Here is a 19471-nt window from a genome sequence, read left to right as displayed (position 1 = left end):
TTAGGAATGGTAATGGCTAAAATTTTAACAATTACTTTAAATCCTGCAATTGATGTCACGATACAACTCAATGAGTTGCAGATAGGTGAAGTAAATCGCCAAGAATCTGTAGAGATTCATGCTGCTGGAAAAGGGCTTAATGTTGCACAAGTTTTAAAAGATTTAGGACATGATGTTATTGTTTCCGGTTTTCTAGGAACTAGTAATCGACAGATTTTTGATACACATTTTGAGCAAGTTCAATTTCAATCTGAATTTATTTATATTGAGGGTGAGACGCGCCAGAATATAAAAATTGCTGAACATTCCGGTCGTATGACCGATTTAAATGGAAAAGGATTTTTAGTATCTGAACTGGATAAAAAGAACCTATTCCAAAAAATTGAAATGATTTTGCCGCAAGTAGAAGTCGTTGCTATTGCTGGTAGCCTTCCACAAGGTTTTGGTATTGATGAGTTTCAGAAGCTTATTAAGCTGATTCAAAAACATGGTAAAAAAGTTGCCCTTGATACAAGTGGTAAAGCGTTAGTGGCTGCAATTGAATGCCAACCATGGATGATTAAACCAAACACCGATGAGTTAATAGAAAGCTATCAGCTTCCTGCCACAACCTATGTCCAGCAAAAAGAGCTTTTTAAAAATTTAGCTAAAATTGAGCATGTCGTTATTTCGATGGGTGAAGACGGTGTAAACTGGCTACATGAAACACATCCACTACATGCCCAAACCCCTAAAGTGATCGTTAAAAGTACCGTTGGTGCGGGCGACTCTCTTTTAGCCGGCATGATTCACGGCTTAATAAATAACTTCTCTGCCGAAGAAACATTGAAAACGGCTACGGCAATTGCGAGCCATGCTGTAACACAAATTGGCTTTCGTATTCCAAATGCTGAAATGCTAAACCAATTAAAAGCCCAAACTACAATCAATTCATTGAGTGAATCTGATGCCAACTGCTAAACATTTATTATTTGTCATTAATAGTCCGCAACAGCAAGTCAATGCTTTGATTTTAGCTCGAAAGCTTGCACAGGTAGCATCCCAACAGGGTTACGAAAATAATATAATTTCGCTCGATGAATTCGAAGAAAATCAAAACTTTGATCAAATCATTGTTATTGGACAACGTCCGAAAAATCTTAATATTTTTGGTACACACCCTTTATCTTTAATTAGCATTGAAGAAATCAAACATGATGCTCATTCAGCTTTCCAAGCTGGCTTAGATCATTTAAAGCCAGCTCAAGATTGGCAGAGTGATAATACGCCATCGCTAAATAAGGCGACTAAATTTGTTGCAATCACTGCGTGCCCTACAGGTGTTGCTCATACCTTTATGGCTGCTGAAGCATTACAACAAGGTGCAGAAAAACTTGGTTATGATATTGAAGTAGAAACACAAGGTTCCGTTGGTGCAAAAAATATTTTATCAGCCCAAGCTATTGCTGAAGCGGACATCGTGATTCTTGCTACTGATATTGAAGTTAATACAGACCGTTTTGTGGGCAAGCGTGTTTACCGATGCGGTACTGGTTTTGCATTAAAGCAAACAGATAAAGCTTTTGCTGAAGCGATTAGTAATGCACAAGTTTTAGATCAAGGTAAGCAACAAACATCAGCAGAGAACAAGGATAAAACCGAAAAAGTTGGCGTATATAAACATCTCTTAACAGGTGTTTCTTATATGTTACCTATGGTGGTGGCTGGTGGTCTTCTAATTGCCCTATCCCTATGCTTTGGCTTAAATGCTGCTGAGCAAGCCGGAAGTTTACCAGCCATATTAAAACAAATTGGGGCCGCTGCATTTATGCTCATGGTCCCGATGTTATCGGGTTATATTGCCTACTCCATTGCTGATCGCCCTGGCCTCGCACCTGGCTTAATCGGCGGCTTACTCGCCTCTCAATTACAAGCAGGCTTTTTAGGCGGCATCGTTTCAGGTTTCCTTGCGGGCTATATCGCACTTTTTATTGCAAAAAAACTCAAACTTCCTACTAGTCTAGAAGCACTTAAACCGATTTTAATTATTCCTTTATTAGGTACACTCTTTGTTGGTCTCATCATGTTCTATGTGGTTGGACAGCCTGTAGCACATATTTTCGAGCTCATGAAAGACTTCCTAAATAATATGGGCACAACAAATGCTGTGTTAATGGGAATTATATTAGCAAGCATGATGTGTATCGATTTAGGTGGCCCAATCAATAAGGCAGCCTACGCTTTTACTGTCGGATTGCTTACAACAAATACCTATATGCCTATGGCAGCAACAATGGCGGGTGGTATGGTGCCTGCTATTGGTATGGCTATTGCGACTTTCGTGGCTAAAAATAAATTTAGTACAGGAGAGAAAGATGCTGGAAAAGCTGCTTTCGTATTAGGTTTATGTTTTATTTCAGAAGGTGCAATTCCTTTTGCAGCAAAAGACCCAATGCGCGTTATTCCGACTTGTATTTTAGGTGGTGCAGTAACTGGCGCACTTGTTGCACTATTCCACTGCGAGTTAGTTACTCCTCATGGTGGCGTATTTGTTCTATTAATTCCCAATGCAATTAACCATGCTTGGTTATATCTTGCTGCAATTGCTGCAGGTAGTATCGTTACAGGAATAAGCTATGCAATTGTTAAGAAAAAAGTAGAAGAAAAGACTGCGACCACTGCATAATAAAAAAGGGAGAATATTAATTCTCCCTTTTTTAAATTAAATACTATTCAACAATCTGTTTTAGTAGTGCTTATATCACTTAATCTGAGTAGCTCTTGCCATAATCTGTGCAGGTACTTCTTCTGCTAACATAACAGTTAAAGTTGGTTCTTTTTGCGATTTAGCAGATAAATTCTGAGATTCTAAAACTGTATTTATATCTTTTGGGGCTAATTTAAACATAGCACCTGTTGCAGGATCTACAATTAAAATCCCGATTAAACCACCAAAAAGAATATTACCAAAATACCAACCACTCAATGTTCCGGTAACTTCTACTGTTTTGCTTTGATAACCAGCTTTACTAAAAGTTATCTGATAATTCTCAGGTTTGAAATAGCCTGCACCCTTTTTCAAACTTACTGTTGCTGGTGTTTGCCCAGTATGGATTTTCACACCTTTACGGTTTTTAATCTCAATTGTTGCAGACTCAGGAACACTAGTAAAAGTCAGTGTTTGCGAAGAACCTGAAACAATAGTTGCACAACCATTTATTCCCAAAGTTAAAGCAATCAAAGAAGTAAGTAATAATTTTTTCATCATGAAACCAAAAGATTTATCAGTAATTATTGGAATGCGAACTATAATAAATGAAACAAAAAATAACAATTGGAATACAATTCATTAGAACAACAATTAAGCAATTACTTAAGTAAGAGTTATTAAAAATATAATTTATAGACAAAAAAGCTAAATTTATAACGCTAATCATTCAACTAGTTTTTTAATTTTATATAAAATAATCAATAAGTTGTTACATAAACCCATTTTATTTTGCTAAATAATAGATGATTCATGTTAAATGTATGGTAAATTTCATCAACAATTAAACAAATTAAGATGCTGATATTTATAAATATTTTTTATTTAAATATCTTGATTTTTCATAGTTATGACTTTAGAGACAAAAACTATCTCGTTCAATGCCACGGTCAAATCATATTTTTTTTTCTACGATGCGTTTGCAAGCCAATATCGTTTAATTAACGATCAAGCAAGCCTAGATGCAATCTTGTATATCTGTTCAAAGATTTTAAGGAATTAATGGCTATGACTGATCAAGTCACATTAACTTTCAACAAACTTTGACTATAGAAGAAGAATATTTGTAGTTTGTGCAAAGTATAGGGATGTTTATCAAGACAAGGGTAACTAAACCATGTCATTGTTAAATTTAGCTATATAAATTTTGCTCAGCAAGTAAAGTCCTGATATAACTTGCTTAATGAAACTATATTTTTCAACTATTAAAGATAGTTCACCAGAAATGCGATCCACCAAGGTATGGGGAAAAGTCAATGACAAAGAAGTATGCGCGTTTTTTACCTACAACAGAATCTTTTACTCTTGAAGATTTTCCATATTATTGGATTACTCAAGTACATGCTCAGTATGTACAAAATATTGATAATGCTTTAAAAAAATATGGTTTAGATAACTCACGTAGACGCATTATGTTGGCTTTAAGCAGTAAGCCCCATGCGAGTGTTTCTGAACTTTCAGATATGATTATTTCAAAAATGTCGACAACGACTAAAATTGTCTATCGCTTAAAAGATGAAGGTTTGGTTGAAACTTATTCTTGTCAGACCGATGGTCGAATCACCCGCGTGGTACTTACAGAAAAAGGTACTGAAATGATCAATAAGATTAATGATCTAACCAGTGTAGTACTCGAGCAATCATTCGAAGGTATCACCCCATTGCAATTAGAAAAAATGATGGAAAGTTTAAAATTACTTTTAAAAAATCTTTCCCGTTAAAAATGGAATAGATCTTTTACTCGTCAGTAATACCTAAGCTCTCTGTCAGGAGAGCTTTTTCTATTTTAATACCTCGTCTAAGCATTGATAGAAACAATACCCCACATAAAATAATCAATTAACTTCTCATCTGTTGACTTGAGCTCTTAACTCCAGTAGAAATTCTCTTTCAATAACTGAATAGCAAATTTTTGAAAATGGCTAAAAGAAAATACAAAAGTGACAAGTTTCAAGTGCGCCGTATTAACCGTCAATGGTGGGTACTTGAAAAAGACCTCGAATCAAACTGCTATTTAAAACATGAACAAGTGGCAACCAAAACCTTAGCAAACAACTATGCAGATGATTATATTGAACAATACTATATGAATCTTTATATTCAACAAGAGTTGAAAAAACCTGAAACTGTATAAAAAAGCCATTTGGCTTTTTTTTATTTTTAATAGTTTAAAGTTATAAAATCAAAAATTAGGAATAAAAAAAACCTACATCTTGGGGAAAATGTAGGCTATAAAATGCACAAAAAGGAAATATATATCCTTCTTGATGAAAAGAATTTTACGATAATATAAGCCTTTATTTTATATTACTTTTGTAAACTTAATGGTGGTTATTGTATTTATCTAGAATTTTTAAACCTGCCCCTCTTTATATATTATGGTTAAAATTTGTTTTATTAAAATTTTAACCATAACAATTTACTTTGCATCATTTTTATAATTTATTTTCATTAGTTTTATTAAGATAGGTTTCTAAAGACGATTATAAGTTTCTGTTTTAATAAGTTTTTTACAAAAATAAGCATAAATCTTTTTTTAACTTAACACAGATAAAAATCAATAAATAACAAAAACATAAATTAAATATTAAGTATATAATATATTTAACCCCTCAATTTTAGTTCAAAAAAAAGACAGGTGAAAATTATTTATTGCTGTTTTGATTACTACAGAAAGATTACAATAATGACTTATAAATAGATTAACCCCATACAATCTTTCTAGGCATGTTATGACTTCAATGTCGAACAACACCCAAAAGCATTTTATTGTTGAGCAAATTCCACTACCGACTTGGGTGAGTGATGAAAATGGCTTGATATTATATTGCAATATAGAGTGTACAGAATATTGGCAGGATACTTTTTCTCCATTACCTCAGCAATGGTTAGATTTTATATCTCCTGTCGATTTACATGAAGTCAAAAATAGATGGCTCGAAGCAATTCGCCTGCAAAAAAGAATAGAATTAAAATGTCGACTTTTACAAGGTGGCAATCAATATAGATGGTGCAAACTTTCTATTCAAGCCTCCAAATATCGCGGCTCTTCTTTAGCCAGTGAATGGTATGTCAGCTTTTTAGATATTGATCACGATATTCAAGAACAACAAAACTTGCAAAAGAATATTGAAATACAAAATCAAATGTTAGACATCAGTGTTGATTGCATTAAAGTATTAAATGTTGATGGCACAGTTTCTCATATGAATAAATCAGGATGCCTCGCTTTAGGCGTTCCTGTTGATGAAACAGAATTTGGAATGAAATGGCTTGAGCTTTTACCACCTCATATTCGTAAACGTGGACGCGTCGCTTTAAAAAAAGCCCTTCAAGGCAAAGTTGCCAGATTTGCTGGAATGAGCTGTTTACCAGATCAGGACCCCGAATATTGGGATAATATGCTGACCCCAATTCATCGGGAAAATGGTGAAATCGGACAAATACTTTGTGTATCTCGTAACGTTACTCAACAGCATTTGGCAGAAAATCTGCTTAGGAATATGAGTGAACGAGATGAACTTACCGGTTTATGTAATCGGCGTTCTTTTAAATTTCAGCTTAAACGTACCCTTGCATATTCAAAAGATAGTCAAACAAGTGTGGGTTTACTATTAATTGATCTTGATCATTTTAAGCATATTAATGACACTTTAGGGCATAGCGCAGGTGATCATCTTTTAAAAGTTTTATCCAAACGCTTTAGTCATTGCGTTGATGATGAAAGATGCTTTGTCGCAAGACTGGGTGGAGATGAGTTTGCGGTTATTATTAATAATCTCAAATCTGAAAATGATGTACGTGACCTTGCAGCCATTTTACTTCAGCAATTAAATCAACCTATTACCTATTTAGGTAATGTGCTCAATGGTGGTATGAGTATTGGTTGTGCCATTTATCCTCAAGATGCCGTAGACCAATCAGGTTTACTCAGTTGTGCTGATATGGCATTGCATGACTTAAAAGCGCGTGGTCGTGGTGGTATCCGTATGTATGATCCATGCATGATGCAAATGACAGAAACAGTCGCTTCTCAGCTTAATTTAGCACGTCAACTTATTCGCCATCATACCATCCAGCCCTACTACCAACCCAAAGTAGATTTAAGAACTCATCGTGTTGTAGGTTTTGAAGCTTTATTACGATGGCATACTACTTCAGCTCAAAGAGGTTACCCTGCACAAATTGCAGAGGCTTTTAAAGATTATAATTTAGCGAGTAAGATCGGTGAAACGATGCAACATCAAGTTTTACGAGACATCGCCAAATGGATAGATCTTGGTATTAAACCTCTTCCTGTTTCGCTCAATGCTGCACCAGTTGAATTCTTAAGAGACAACTATGCTGAAAAGCTTTTGAAAAAGATCAATCAATTTCAAATACCGACACATTATATTGAAGTAGAAGTCACCGAACATATGCTTGGCGACCGAGGTTCAGAATATGTGATCCGGGCACTTAATAAATTAAAACAGCATGGAGTCCACATTGCACTAGACGACTTTGGTACTGGTTTTTCATCGCTAACCCATATTCGTGACTATCCAATTGACAGTTTAAAAGTAGATTGTAGTTTTATACAAAAGATGCAACATGACCCATCAATTTATGCGATTGTCCAAGCAATTGGTTTACTCGCTCCAAATTTATCACTGGGGCTCATTGCAGAAGGAATTGAAACTCCGGAACAAGAAGAGTTACTTCGACAATTTGGATATAGTATAGGTCAAGGATTCTTGTTTGAGTCCGCTATAGATGCCAATCAAGTCATTTCAATTCTCAAACAGAATCAACCCTACCTAGAAAGTCATTACAATGCTTTAAGATAAAATCTTTAATAAACTTTCTCGCCTCTATTCATACTAAAAATAAACAATAAATCTTTAAAAATTATTCATAATATAAGCATAAAGATAATAAATCGGTGTTTTGGCACCATACATTGTCATAGGACAATAAGGAGCAATATATGAGTTATCACCATATCTTGGTTCCAGTCGATGGTTCTCCTACTTCACTCATTGCTGTCAACCATGCAGCAGCACTTGCTAAGGCCTTTGGTAGTAAAGTGACTCTAGTATATGCGCTTACGATAGATCCTTTTATTTCTGTAGAATTCATTGATAGTACAGAATTAGCACAGGATTATTTTAATAAAGCTAGAGCATCGATTCAGGGTATTTTAGACCAAGCGAAAGAACAATTTAGCCAACATGGAATTTATGTTGAGACAAAAATTGTTGAGGGTCAAACAATCCACACAGAAATTATTAAAGCAGCTACCGAGCTCAAAGCAGACTTGTTAGTCATTGGTTCTCATGGTCGAAAAGGGTTTAAAAAGTTCTTCTTAGGAAGTGTGACTCAAGCTCTTTTAGGAGAAATTCATTTACCGGTATTAGTCGTAACTGAATAGTTTTTCTGAAACTGAAAAAAAACCGATCTTATGTAGATCGGTTTTTTAATAGCCTGTTTTACTGAGCTTTATATGTAAATCTAATCATAGATCCTGAATTTTCTAATGTATTCGTTACAGAGCCATCATCTTTTTGGACATTTCCGGAAGTATCAGTCAATACATATAAAACATTCCCATCTGGACTGGCAATCACGTCACGATAACGGTTATTACTCTTAAACATCGGCACAGCATCATCATAAGTAGCACTGTAAGTTGGATCCAGCTTAATACGGAAAATAACACCGCGCTTTAAAGATGGAACCAATAAGGTATTTTCCCAACCAGAAATTGCTTTTTTGCCTCCCTTATAGACATAAGCAGATGACGGCGCAACCGTTGGCCAGCAAATGTAGGTCATATCCCCACAGGTTGGGTCATTATAGTTATAGGTATCTTGGACGGTATATAAAGTTTTTAACGGCGGTACAAAGTTTTTACCAGTCCATTCAGACTCTTTAGTCACTGGAACGCCAGCTGCCACTTTTAAACCATTTTGTCCTAAATCTTTAATTTGTGCTTTATTGCTTGCTGCTGAATAATTTGCATAAGCATAACCGCTGTCATCTTTGTAACCTGCTACATTTGGCCAACCATAGTTACCACCTTTGACAATGAGGTTAATTTCATCATCAGAGTTTGGACCCTGTTCAGATTGCAACAGTTTACCATTTGGAGTAAATGCCAAGCCCTGTGGGTTACGATGACCGAGCGTATAAATATGACTAATTACACCGTTAAAGCTTGGATTATCTTTTGGAATACTTCCATCCAGATTTAAGCGTAATACTTTACCCATATAGGTATGATAGTCTTTGCCGCTCAGTTCCTGTTGAGTCGGCGTATGTTGTGCCTGATTTGGTAAGAATAAATAAGCAAGCTGGTTACGTCCCTGATCACCAATCGTATAGTAAATCTTTTGGTCTGGACCAATGACAAGGCGACCCGACTGATGGTCTTTCGATGAAGGTAATCCTGCTAATAAATCTACTGGTTTCTCAAGAGTATCTGTTGCTTTGTTATAGGTATATCGACGAATAATAGTTTGATTCGGTAATTCTTTATCTGTAGATTTCGGATTTTTAAATGTACCTGAAACATAGATATAAGGGTTCTGTTTAAAATCTGGATGAAAAGCAAAACCCAATAAACCGTTTTGTCCATCAGCATCATTTACAATCTCAGGAACCTGAAAAACTGTTTTTACACTGCCTGATTCAGGGTTAACTCTTAGAATCTTACCTGTTGCCCGCTCCGTTAACCAAATTTGATTATCAGGTCCCCACAATAAAGCATGCGGCTTATTTAAATTAGATAGAAGAACTTTCTTGTCAAAGCTTTCTGTTTTCGCTTTAGCAAATTGAGATGGAGTAGGAGGGACATCAGCAAATGCTGAATTGAGCGTAAGTAACTGAGCAGCACCTAATAAAGTAATTTTAGCCAATAAATGTTTATTCATGTGTCCACCTTATAAATTGTCAAAATTTTCCGAGAATTTTTAAAACGTTAATAAAGGGTTTTTAGGAGTTCTCTATATGATTTGTATTATGATGAATAACGAATCTATTAAAATCTAAATTTTTGAAAGGCTCTGTTGCATAAAAGTAGCTATTAAAAATGGATAAACACTCTTACAAAGTCTTTTTAAGATGAGTAACTTAAAGCTAAGTTTGATCTATTTTTATACATGCTCAATTAATTTTATATCTTAATGTTTTTTGAAATGGTCTTCTAAAGTTAGCACAATATCGCTATTAACCATGAATGCAGATCAGTATCCTTTCTTAAAACAATTTCATAAACCCAATGATGAAAAACATTCAATTATAAAGTTTTTGCTCTGCTAATTTCCTAAGCTCAGGTTAGTCAACCTTAAAAACTTATGCTATTCTTCGGCCACTTTTTAAAGCCTCAAATTCTCTATTCCCATGACACTTACTCCACCTTAAGTTTATTTACCCTTACCCATTGTAAATAACTCATCACTGTTTAGTGATGTGGTGTAGTCGCTTGTGTTGATATATCACATCACTAGCCTTTTCAAAATTTAGAACTATAGGCTATCCCCCTCATGTTAACGAATGTCCGAGAACAATGGTTCTCTAATGTCCATGCAGATATTCTTTCCGGTCTTGTTGTTGGTCTTGCTTTAATTCCTGAAGCCATTGCATTTTCAATTATTGCGGGTGTAGACCCCAAAGTTGGGTTATACGCGTCTTTTTGTATTGCAGTCATTATTTCATTTGTAGGCGGTCGTCCCGCTATGATTTCGGCAGCTACGGGTGCCATGGCTCTAGTCATGACTACACTTGTAAAGGACCATGGGCTTCAATACCTATTTGCAGCAACTGTTTTAACTGGTGCCATACAGATCTTAGCTGGATATTTCAAACTCGCCAAACTCATGCGTTTTGTTTCCAAATCAGTCGTTATTGGTTTTGTTAATGCGCTCGCCGTACTCATTTTTATGGCTCAACTACCAGAATTGGTAAACGTGACGTGGCATGTCTACTTATTGGTAGCAATTGGTTTAGCAATTATTTACCTATTCCCCTATATACCAAAAATTGGAAGGTTTTTTCCCTCGCCCCTTATTTGTATTATCGTCATCTCACTACTTACCATTTTTCTAGGTATTGATATTCGAACAGTGGGTGATATGGGATCATTACCAGATACCTTACCTATATTTTTAATTCCAGATATTCCTTTTAATTTAGAAACACTACTTATTATTCTTCCCTATTCATTAGCCCTTGCTGCTGTTGGTTTACTTGAGTCAATGATGACAGCAACAATTGTTGATGAAATGACAGATACACCGAGCGATAAGTTTCAAGAGTGTAAAGGTCAAGGGATTGCCAATATTGCCTCAGGCTTTATGGGAGGAATGGCTGGTTGTGCCATGATTGGTCAATCCATGATTAATGTAAAATCTGGTGGTCGCACACGTTTATCTACATTTTGTGCAGGCATATTTTTACTGATTTTAGTTGTATTTTTAAGTGATTGGTTAAAGGTGATTCCTATGGCTGCTCTTGTTGCTGTCATGATTATGGTGTCAATCAGTACTTTTGAGTGGAAATCGCTTATTCACTTTAAATCGAATCCTAAAAGTAGCAATGTTGTTATGATTGCAACTGTCATTGTTGTTGTAGCTACCCATAACCTAGCACTAGGCGTATTAACCGGTGTTTTACTTTCCGCGTTGTTCTTAGCCAATAAACTTGAAAATGATATTCATGTAAATACATCCTTTGAAGGTGAAATGCGTGTGTATGATTTAAGAGGACAAATATTTTTTAGTTCTTCTGAAAAGTTCATGCAAGGGTTTAACTTTAAGGAAGATATAAAAGAAGTCATTATAGATCTTACACACTCACATATTTGGGATGTAACTTCAGTAGCAATGCTTGATTCGGCCATCAATAAATTTCAAAAAAATGGCATAAAAGTTACTGTACGCGGCTTAAATGAAGCCAGTTCAATCATGATTGATAAATATGGTACTCACGCTAAAATTTAAAAAAGGTCCTTCGGGACCTTTTTACGATCTACAGATTAAATTTTTTATTAAGGAGATTTATACAACAAACGATTTGGACTACCAGATGGATTTTTTACCACATTACTACTTGCTTGATTTAAAAGATTAGTAGAGATGGTTTGTGGTGTCGCAGTGGGGGTGCTTTGCAGCATTTCAGCAACGACACCTGCAACATGTGGCGTAGCCATCGATGTTCCATTTAAAACTTTAGTAGCCGTATTACTGCCTATCCAAGAAGAATTAATTTGGCTTCCCGGTGCAAAGATATCAACACAGCTTCCATAATTAGAATAACTTGCACGCGTATCAGTACTATCTGTAGCAGCAACTGTAAGTGCTTTACTTACTCTTGCTGGTGAGGCACTGCAAGCATCAGTATTTGAGTTTCCAGCAGCCACCACCATGACATAGCCATTATTAAATAAATTTTCAACTGCACTATCTAAAGAGGTACTCGCATCCCCACCTAATGACATATTCACAACTGCTGGTTTTTTACCATTTTTTAATATCCAATCTAAACCAGCAATCACATTACTAGATGCACCAGAGCCATCACATCCTAAAATCCGAATTGGAACCAAATTTACATTCTTAGCCACACCATAAGTACTTCCACCAACCGTTCCTGCGACATGTGTACCATGCCCATTACAATCAGTTGTACCATTCCCATCCGATATTGCAGTATACCCACTTAATACCCGCCCTGAAAATTGTTGATGGCTAGACAATATACCTGTATCAACAATATAAGCTGTCGTACCAGAACCCGTCTGTAAATATGAATAAGCAGAATTTAAAGGTAAAGCTTTTTGGTCAATACGATCTAGTCCCCAATCCGGATTACTCTGAGTAGTGGCATCAATTTTCATGACTGTATCGTTTTCTATAGAAAGTACTTTCGGATTTTTTTTCATTGCTTCGACAAAAGCAGTAGCCGCTGTATCGGGTAAATAAATTGCGAAACCCTTAAGTACAGTGTCATATGACTGTAAGACCTTAGCACCATGTTGCTTAGCAATATTTTGCGCAAAATCTATAGATGGTCCAGCATCTTTATTAAGAATAACAATGTATTGGTTTTTAATAATTCCCTTTGCTTGAGAAGAATCTAGTAAAGAACTGGTTGTGTTTGGTGCTGCATGGACTAGATTGATGGCGGCCATTGTAAAGAAAGCAGCCGATACTTGGCAAAACTTCATGAAAAATCTCCATATCTTTTATTCATACATCATTGTTATGATCTGTACTGTCGTTATATTTAAGAATTATTTTTTTTGGAAAGAAATTTTGCTTGAACTCCCATGTATCAAAACTAAATCATATTTTCATAAAACTTTGTTTTATACAACGCTAGTATCTTTTTTCAATCAAAAATGTGAACTAATTCTAAAAATTAGAGAATTATAGGTTTGCGTTTAAAGATTAATTATTATTCTTACCTATAAAATTTCAAGAAGGATCTACAATATAAAAATATATAATCATTACCAATAATATAAAAGTAGAAATTGCAAGATAGGTACCAACTGTATTAAAACTTCGCAAAAATTTCCAGATATCCATAAACACATAATAAAACAACTATTTATAAAAATTATTTCAGAATTTAAATAAAGTAGCAATCAGAAGAGATTTACAATTTTTTTAACTATAAAGGTTCAGTATCAAATACGTAAAAAAATATTACTTCAAAAAACAAATAATAAAATAAATATATTATCCAATTATAAATTATTCTTGTTTTTTAGTTCAGGCAATTCCAATTTTTGTCCCGCTAAATGATGTTTACAATTAAGAGAATATTCAATAAAACCTTCTTCTATAAAATAATGACAACGCCCAATGATACTTATGCTCGGATTAAATGTTGGTTTTTCAAGGCTACCGTTAAAGAACCACTGATTCCCATTAGAAAAGGGGTACTCTACCGGAATATAGTGGAAATGCCCACAAGCCGGACACATATGTACATACATCCCACCTTCAAAATATTGTACTTTCATAAAGGCTCCTTTTTAAATAAAAAAGCCAACCCATATGAGCCGACTAAATCTATCCACGTAAGAACACTACCTATTATTTAATTATTCGTTATAGTTTTCTCTTTTTTGTTTTTCTGCTTTTACTTTAACCAAGAGATATTACAGATTGATGAAGATTTTTTTAATTATGTTTTACATAAATTTTATTATGAAATGATTTTATAAGCACACATTTAAAAACCATAGATTCTAAATAAGTTCTAAAATTATAATAAATAACCATTATATTTTACTTTTAATTAAAAAATAAAAAAGTCCGTATCTTGGGAAGCTACGGACTTAAAAACTCATCTAAACAACAGCTAAACATTTTGTCGCTTAGTGAGAAAGCACTATCTTTTTAATCTAATTAAGTTCTATATTCAGGTCAAGAACAACTCGCACTTTCTGTAAAAATCAGGGTAAGTTGTGATTTATCTCACATTTATCTTATGATCGGCTTAGGTTAAGAATTTTATAAAACAATATTGCATATATTATTTTTAAAATACTTAACTTAATATATGCCTAAAATAATACTCTAAAATCGTATAATGATTAATGTGAGGAATAAGTGTAAAAGATACTAACCCCTGTTCTTGATCTTTTTTACTTTCAAAATAGTTTTGGCTTTGCCATTTCAATTCTTCGAGTTCAAGTTCTCCACATAAAATTTTGCACGGGATATCAATCCGCTCTTTATGATGAATTGGGCTATATTTCAAAATATCTTCTTTTGTCAAATTCAGTGCATGATTTAAATGAGTCTTTTGTATTGGCTCTAAATCATAAATTCCACTTAATAAGACCATCTCAGATATGAGCGGATGGCTTACAACTAATGCGCCAAGATGTGCTCCAGCTGAGTGGCCAACCAACACAACCTCATCAGTTATCCACTCTTGCTCTGCAATGAAATCGAGAGCTTGATGAACTTGCGCCACAATATCTACAATTTTACTCTGTGGTGCTAAATCATATTCCAACAAAATACATTGGACACCTTGCGCTAAAACATATAGTACGACAAATGCAAAATCTGATTTCTCACACCACTGCCAATATCCACCATGGATAAAAATAATGGTTTTATTCGCCTGTTCTACAGGAAATAAATCCAACGTTGATCTAGGATGAACACCATATTGAATATCTCGGATATGTCTATATTTTTGATAGCTCACCAAGCTTCTTAGCTGAAAGTCAGTCAGTATCTCATCCTCATTAGCCACAGTAGTCGCATTATCATATGGTCTCATGCTTTTCTCACTTTAATGATTCTTCATGAGCACTTAAAGAGAGCTTGGCTGATGAGCGTTTTAAATAGTAGAAAAATGTAAGAACGATAATTAGAGGAACACCAAATTGTAAAGTTGACTTAAATTCGTTAGTAAACCAAGTCGTAACCGTGATACTTAAAATTGCAATTAATCCCAACAAAGAAATTAACCGACTAGCAGGAACTTTAAACTTTAACTGCAAGCATTGTTGTGCCATATTTCTTCTAAAAAACATGTGGGTAACAAAGATGCTGCCCCACGTAAACAATGCTCCAAACATGGATAGCGCAATCATTATCGGGAAAGCCGAAGCAGGATTAATCGTATAAACAATGCTCGCAATGCCAATACCAACAGCAGACAAGAGTAACGCGTTAACGGGCACCCCATTGCTACTAATGCGCCCAAAGAGTTTTGGTGCATCACCAGCCCGTGACAAGCTAAACAACATACGTGTTGAGATATAGAGCATACTGTTCATCGCCGATAGAGCTGCGACAATTACAATGAAATTTAAAATACTGTCTGCATATGGAATACCTACAATCTTCATTACCATTACAAAAGGACTAGTCGCCTCAGAACCAATTAAATCCGTCCAAGGAACAAGTGCTACAATTAAAAATAAAGACAATAAGTAAAACAGGATTAACCGAATAGCCGTACTTTTAAAGGCTGTTTTAACAGCTTGTTCTGGATCTTTAGCCTCGCCTGCCGCAACAGCAATCATTTCGATACTTAAATAGCTAAATATTGAAATAATGACTCCAATCCAGACTCCACTAAAGCCGTGGGGAAAAAAGCCACCATGCTCAGTTAAATTGGAAATGACTTGCCCAGTTCCTTCATGACTTTGAGTCAAGATGCCAACAGACAAAAGAATAAATACAATAATGGCAAAAACTTTAATGGTCGAAAACCAATATTCAACCAATCCAAAAGCCTTAACACTGTATGCATTTACCACCAGCAAGGTCATTGAGAAAAAAGCAATCCAGATCCAAGAACCCACATGTGGAAACCATAATTTCATATAGTCAGCAACTGCTGTGATTTCTGTCCCCACGGCTAATACAATGCATGCCCAATAACAATAACGGACTAAAAACCCGGCAAGTGGACTAATATAATGTTCTGCATAGGCTCCAAAGGAACCTGAAGTGGGATGCTGAACTGTCATTTCAGCTAAACAAGCCATGATAGCAAATGCAATTAAACCACCAATAGCATAGCTTACAATGACTGCTGGACCAGCAAAGCTGATTGCAAACTTGCTTCCCATAAACAGTCCTGTACCAATCGCTCCACCAATTGCAATCATTCCCATTTGCTTTGCGGATAATTTCTTATGTAAGCCCGCTTCTCTATTTTGTATTTCATCAAAGCTACTCATAGGCCCTCCTAGCCTTTTGCTGATTTTGATTCCTGAATATCAGGTCACTTCGCCTCTAACCAGATAACGATCATTTTTCCATTCGTTATTCAGCATAATCTGCTTAAGATGCTGTACAGCATTCCAAACATCTTCAAAACCTAGGTATAGGGGAGTAATTCCAAAACGTAATACTTCTGGCTCTCGGTAATCGCCGATTACGCCTCTGGCAATGAGTGCCTGAATAATTTCATAGCCATATTCATGGCGATAACTCACATGGCTACCACGATATTGATGATTTAAAGGTGTAATGAGTTCAAAACCAAACTGACCACATTCCTGATGGACGAGTTGAATAAATAAATCGGTCAATTTAAGAGATTTCTCGCGTATTTTTTGTATATCCACTTGCAAGAAAATATCGACACCACATTCAATCAAACTCATAGAAATGATGGGCTGAGTTCCACATAGGTAACGACGGATACTATTGGCTGGCTCATAATGCTGTGCCATATCGAATGGCTTCTTGTGACTCCACCAACCAGATAAAGGTTGCCAAAACTGGTCACGATGCTTTCGATTTACCCATAACAAAGCTGGAGAACCTGGGCCACCATTTAAATATTTATAAGTACATCCAATCGCAAAATCACTATTACTCTGGTTTAGATCCATAGGAACTGCACCAACTGAGTGACATAAATCCCAAATAATCAAAGCATCTTTAGAGTGAATTTGTTGATTAATAGATGCCATATCATAGAAATATCCAGTTCGATAATTCACATGAGAAAGTACAACTACTGCTACATGTTTTTCTAATACACGTGATAAATCATCTACGCCATCAATCAATTCAACTTGATAACCTTGGTGAATTAAATCAATGAAACCCTCAATAATATAAATATCTGTTGGGAAAGCATCTTTTTCTGCCACAATAATTTTACGTTCTGGAAATTTTTCGGCTTGAATTTTTACCGCAGCTGATAAAACTTTAAATAAGTTCAGAGTCGTAGAGTCAGAAATAACAACTTCACTCTGCTCTGCACCAACAAGTTTAGCTACTTTATCGCCAAGTCGAGTAGGTAAACCCCACCAATCTGCTTTGTTCCAGCTATTAATTAAGTCCTCTCCCCATTCTTGGGAAATAATATGCTGAGCGACATCTAATGATTTCTTCGGTCTCGCACCTAAAGAATTACCATCTAAATAAATCACTTCTTTTGGAAGCGCAAATTCCTCTTTAAATTTTTTGAGTTCATCTTCCTGATCCCAATAGAGACACTGTTCATGAGTAATCATTTGTTATTTCACCTATTTCAACATTTCCTTTGTTTTTGAATTTTATCATGGCAATTCTTGCGATTTATTCGATAATATTTGATTAAAATCTTTAATTTTCGTATAGAATTCTAAATATAATTAAAAAATACGGATGAAATTCTAAAATGAATGTGGATGCAATCGATCTAAAAATCTTAAAGCATTTGCAAGATAACGCGCGGTTAAGTAACCAAGAACTTGCCGATCTCGTTAATCTTTCAGCATCGGCTTGTCATCGACGCGTTAAAATTTTAGAGGCAAATGGAGTAATTGAAAAATATCAGGCAAAAGTCAATTATGAAAAATTAGGCATAAAAATTGAGGCAATTGTTGAAATTAAACTTGCACAATTAACTGAAAACGATCACAACTTTTTTTTAAGTCAGATCAAAAATTTTGATGAAGTCATTAATGCTTATATTATTACAGGCGAATCTAATTATGTTTTACACGTTGCGACTAAAGATTTAAATTCGTTTTCCCATTTTGTCATTAATACCTTAAACAAAATTAAAGGTGTCGTCAGTATTAATTCCAAAATCATTTTACAGAAGATTGTGCAGAAACCGCTTTAACCTTCTTATGAAAAAGTTATCGTTTATTAAAGAGTTATTCTATGATTGAAACTGAACGTCTAATCCTAAGACAATGGAAAGAAAGTGACTTTGAACCTTTTATCAAAATGGGCCTAGATCAAGACGTCATGCAATTTTTCCCAAGCCTTCTAACACCTCAAGAAAGTCTTAACTTAATCCAGAAAATTTCACGTCTCATTGATGAAAATGGTTGGGGCTTTTGGGCAGTAGAGTTAAAAGAAAGCCATCAATTTATCGGATTTATTGGTTTACACAACCAACCTGAACAATTTGATTTTTCGCCATGTGTCGAAATTGGTTGGAGACTTGCAAAAGAATTCTGGAAACAAGGTTATGCTACCGAAGGAGCAAAAGCAGTTTTAGACTATGCTTTTAATGTACTCAATTTAGATAAAATCGTTTCGTTCACAGCTACTCTTAATAAACCATCTCAAGCTGTAGTGGAAAGGCTTAGAATGCAGAGAGTTAAAAACTTCGATCACCCGAAAGTCCCTCTCCATCACCAATTAAGACCACATGTTCTTTATGAAATATCTTGTGAAAGAAATACCTAGTCATCAAAATCATAACCAACAGAGGTTGAAAACTCCCAATATTCATTGATTTTATTTGCTATTTCTTCTTTCTCCATACTGGTGAGCACATAGAAGAGTTTAGCCTCTTTATTTTTTCTTAAGATTAATAAATTATAGTAATCATATTCAGGACCATTAAGTCCTAAATTAGGCTGCCACTCACCTTCATTTATTTGAGTTTCACAGTGTTTCTCAGCTTTATAGTGCCATTCCAATTTATAAGTATCGAGGCCATCAGCAGCATTAATAACTATGCCATCATTGGCTCCTCCAATAAATCCAATTTTCATTGCCTTCTCTAAATTCTTATTAGGATAATTTTCAATATAGCGCTAATTGAGTATTCTTCAATTTATATATTGTTTATCAAAAAGTATCGTATGTAAGCAAAAATAACGATCATTAATATGGTTCACATAAACGTACAGCACGATTTAAATATCTAATTTATAAAATCCAATCCATTCCTTTTTACTTTAACTAAAAGAAAAATCTTTTCTCCTCAAAACCATTTCATTACTCTTTTTTTTATGCAAAATTA

Annotated in this window: 18 protein-coding genes and 1 pseudogene; 10 read left to right on the top strand and 9 right to left on the bottom strand. The window is 35.0% G+C overall.

From position 1 onward, the window contains the following. The first annotated feature begins 12 nt into the window (after positions 1 to 12). Positions 13 to 960: a 1-phosphofructokinase gene (gene pfkB, locus ACB088_RS05245; protein WP_375038211.1), complete on the top strand. Its 948-nt coding sequence runs from the start codon at positions 13 to 15 to the stop codon at positions 958 to 960. Then, positions 947 to 2665 carry a fructose-specific PTS transporter subunit EIIC gene (locus ACB088_RS05240; protein ID WP_375038210.1) on the top strand — a complete coding sequence of 573 codons (1719 nt, stop codon included), beginning with the start codon at positions 947 to 949 and terminating at the stop codon, positions 2663 to 2665. The genes pfkB and ACB088_RS05240 overlap by 14 nt, the downstream gene beginning before the upstream one ends. A 75-nt stretch (positions 2666 to 2740) precedes the next feature. On the opposite strand, the gene ACB088_RS05235 is transcribed toward ACB088_RS05240, so the two are convergent. After that, on the bottom strand, positions 2741 to 3244 hold the full coding sequence (locus ACB088_RS05235) for a hypothetical protein (RefSeq protein WP_375038209.1): 504 nt from the start codon (positions 3242 to 3244) through the stop codon (positions 2741 to 2743). A gap of 758 nt (positions 3245 to 4002) precedes the next feature. Here ACB088_RS05235 and ACB088_RS05230 point away from each other — a divergent pair. The 4 genes from ACB088_RS05230 (at position 4003) to ACB088_RS05215 (ending at position 8159) form a co-directional block, all read left to right on the top strand. Continuing rightward, positions 4003 to 4467, top strand: a complete 465-nt coding sequence (locus tag ACB088_RS05230; protein ID WP_002121027.1) for a MarR family winged helix-turn-helix transcriptional regulator — start codon at positions 4003 to 4005, stop codon at positions 4465 to 4467. Between the two features lie 197 nt (positions 4468 to 4664). Beyond that, the gene (locus ACB088_RS05225) at positions 4665 to 4880 is read left to right on the top strand and encodes a hypothetical protein (protein ID WP_003652142.1); all 216 of its coding nucleotides are present in this window, start codon (positions 4665 to 4667) and stop codon (positions 4878 to 4880) included. A 598-nt stretch (positions 4881 to 5478) separates the two neighbouring features. After that, positions 5479 to 7575: an EAL domain-containing protein gene (locus ACB088_RS05220; RefSeq protein WP_375038208.1), complete on the top strand. Its 2097-nt coding sequence runs from the start codon at positions 5479 to 5481 to the stop codon at positions 7573 to 7575. A gap of 140 nt (positions 7576 to 7715) precedes the next feature. Further along, a complete protein-coding gene (locus ACB088_RS05215) occupies positions 7716 to 8159 on the top strand; it encodes a universal stress protein (RefSeq protein ID WP_005040033.1) in 444 nt (147 codons plus the stop codon). A gap of 58 nt (positions 8160 to 8217) precedes the next feature. Here ACB088_RS05215 and ACB088_RS05210 read toward each other — a convergent pair whose 3' ends face one another. Continuing rightward, positions 8218 to 9660: a glucose/sorbosone family PQQ-dependent dehydrogenase gene (locus tag ACB088_RS05210; RefSeq protein ID WP_375038207.1), complete on the bottom strand. Its 1443-nt coding sequence runs from the start codon at positions 9658 to 9660 to the stop codon at positions 8218 to 8220. Positions 9661 to 9934: 274 nt separating this feature from the next. Here ACB088_RS05210 and ACB088_RS05205 point away from each other — a divergent pair. Continuing rightward, a pseudogene (locus ACB088_RS05205) lies at positions 9935 to 10030 on the top strand (SOS response-associated peptidase); the annotation flags it as partial. A 242-nt stretch (positions 10031 to 10272) separates the two neighbouring features. After that, positions 10273 to 11727, top strand: a complete 1455-nt coding sequence (locus tag ACB088_RS05200) for a SulP family inorganic anion transporter (protein WP_375038206.1) — start codon at positions 10273 to 10275, stop codon at positions 11725 to 11727. A gap of 47 nt (positions 11728 to 11774) precedes the next feature. Here the strand turns inward: ACB088_RS05200 and ACB088_RS05195 are convergent, their stop codons facing one another. The 6 genes from ACB088_RS05195 to kynU form a co-directional block, all read right to left on the bottom strand. Continuing rightward, positions 11775 to 12953, bottom strand: a complete 1179-nt coding sequence (locus ACB088_RS05195) for a S8 family peptidase (RefSeq protein ID WP_375038205.1) — start codon at positions 12951 to 12953, stop codon at positions 11775 to 11777. Positions 12954 to 13203: 250 nt separating this feature from the next. After that, complete coding sequence (locus ACB088_RS05190) at positions 13204 to 13317, bottom strand: hypothetical protein (RefSeq protein ID WP_228134927.1); 114 nt, start codon at positions 13315 to 13317, stop codon at positions 13204 to 13206. A 161-nt stretch (positions 13318 to 13478) separates the two neighbouring features. Then, on the bottom strand, positions 13479 to 13757 hold the full coding sequence (locus ACB088_RS05185; RefSeq protein WP_375038204.1) for a DUF6527 family protein: 279 nt from the start codon (positions 13755 to 13757) through the stop codon (positions 13479 to 13481). A gap of 530 nt (positions 13758 to 14287) precedes the next feature. Then, complete coding sequence (locus ACB088_RS05180; RefSeq protein WP_375038203.1) at positions 14288 to 15034, bottom strand: alpha/beta hydrolase; 747 nt, start codon at positions 15032 to 15034, stop codon at positions 14288 to 14290. A gap of 7 nt (positions 15035 to 15041) precedes the next feature. Then, positions 15042 to 16448, bottom strand: a complete 1407-nt coding sequence (locus tag ACB088_RS05175) for an amino acid permease (RefSeq protein ID WP_375038202.1) — start codon at positions 16446 to 16448, stop codon at positions 15042 to 15044. A gap of 39 nt (positions 16449 to 16487) precedes the next feature. Next, complete coding sequence (gene kynU / locus ACB088_RS05170) at positions 16488 to 17738, bottom strand: kynureninase (protein ID WP_199989656.1); 1251 nt, start codon at positions 17736 to 17738, stop codon at positions 16488 to 16490. A gap of 146 nt (positions 17739 to 17884) precedes the next feature. Here kynU and gigD point away from each other — a divergent pair, with 146 nt between their 5' ends. Beyond that, a complete protein-coding gene (gene gigD, locus ACB088_RS05165; RefSeq protein ID WP_017392227.1) occupies positions 17885 to 18334 on the top strand; it encodes an Lrp/AsnC family transcriptional regulator GigD in 450 nt (149 codons plus the stop codon). A 41-nt stretch (positions 18335 to 18375) separates the two neighbouring features. Further along, positions 18376 to 18909 (top strand): GNAT family N-acetyltransferase, encoded by a 534-nt coding sequence (locus ACB088_RS05160; RefSeq protein ID WP_375038201.1) that lies wholly within the window; start codon positions 18376 to 18378, stop codon positions 18907 to 18909. On the opposite strand, the gene ACB088_RS05155 is transcribed toward ACB088_RS05160, so the two are convergent. Next, the gene (locus ACB088_RS05155; protein WP_199989658.1) at positions 18906 to 19220 is read right to left on the bottom strand and encodes a hypothetical protein; all 315 of its coding nucleotides are present in this window, start codon (positions 19218 to 19220) and stop codon (positions 18906 to 18908) included. The two genes, ACB088_RS05160 and ACB088_RS05155, sit on opposite strands and share 4 nt — an antisense overlap. Positions 19221 to 19471: the final 251 nt, after the last annotated feature.

The sequence above is a fragment of the Acinetobacter sp. RW6 genome (genome assembly GCF_041956835.1).
Lineage (GTDB): Bacteria > Pseudomonadota > Gammaproteobacteria > Pseudomonadales > Moraxellaceae > Acinetobacter > Acinetobacter calcoaceticus.
The sequence above is the reverse complement of the archived record's forward strand: the minus strand, read 5'-3'. Positions and strand labels throughout refer to the sequence as shown.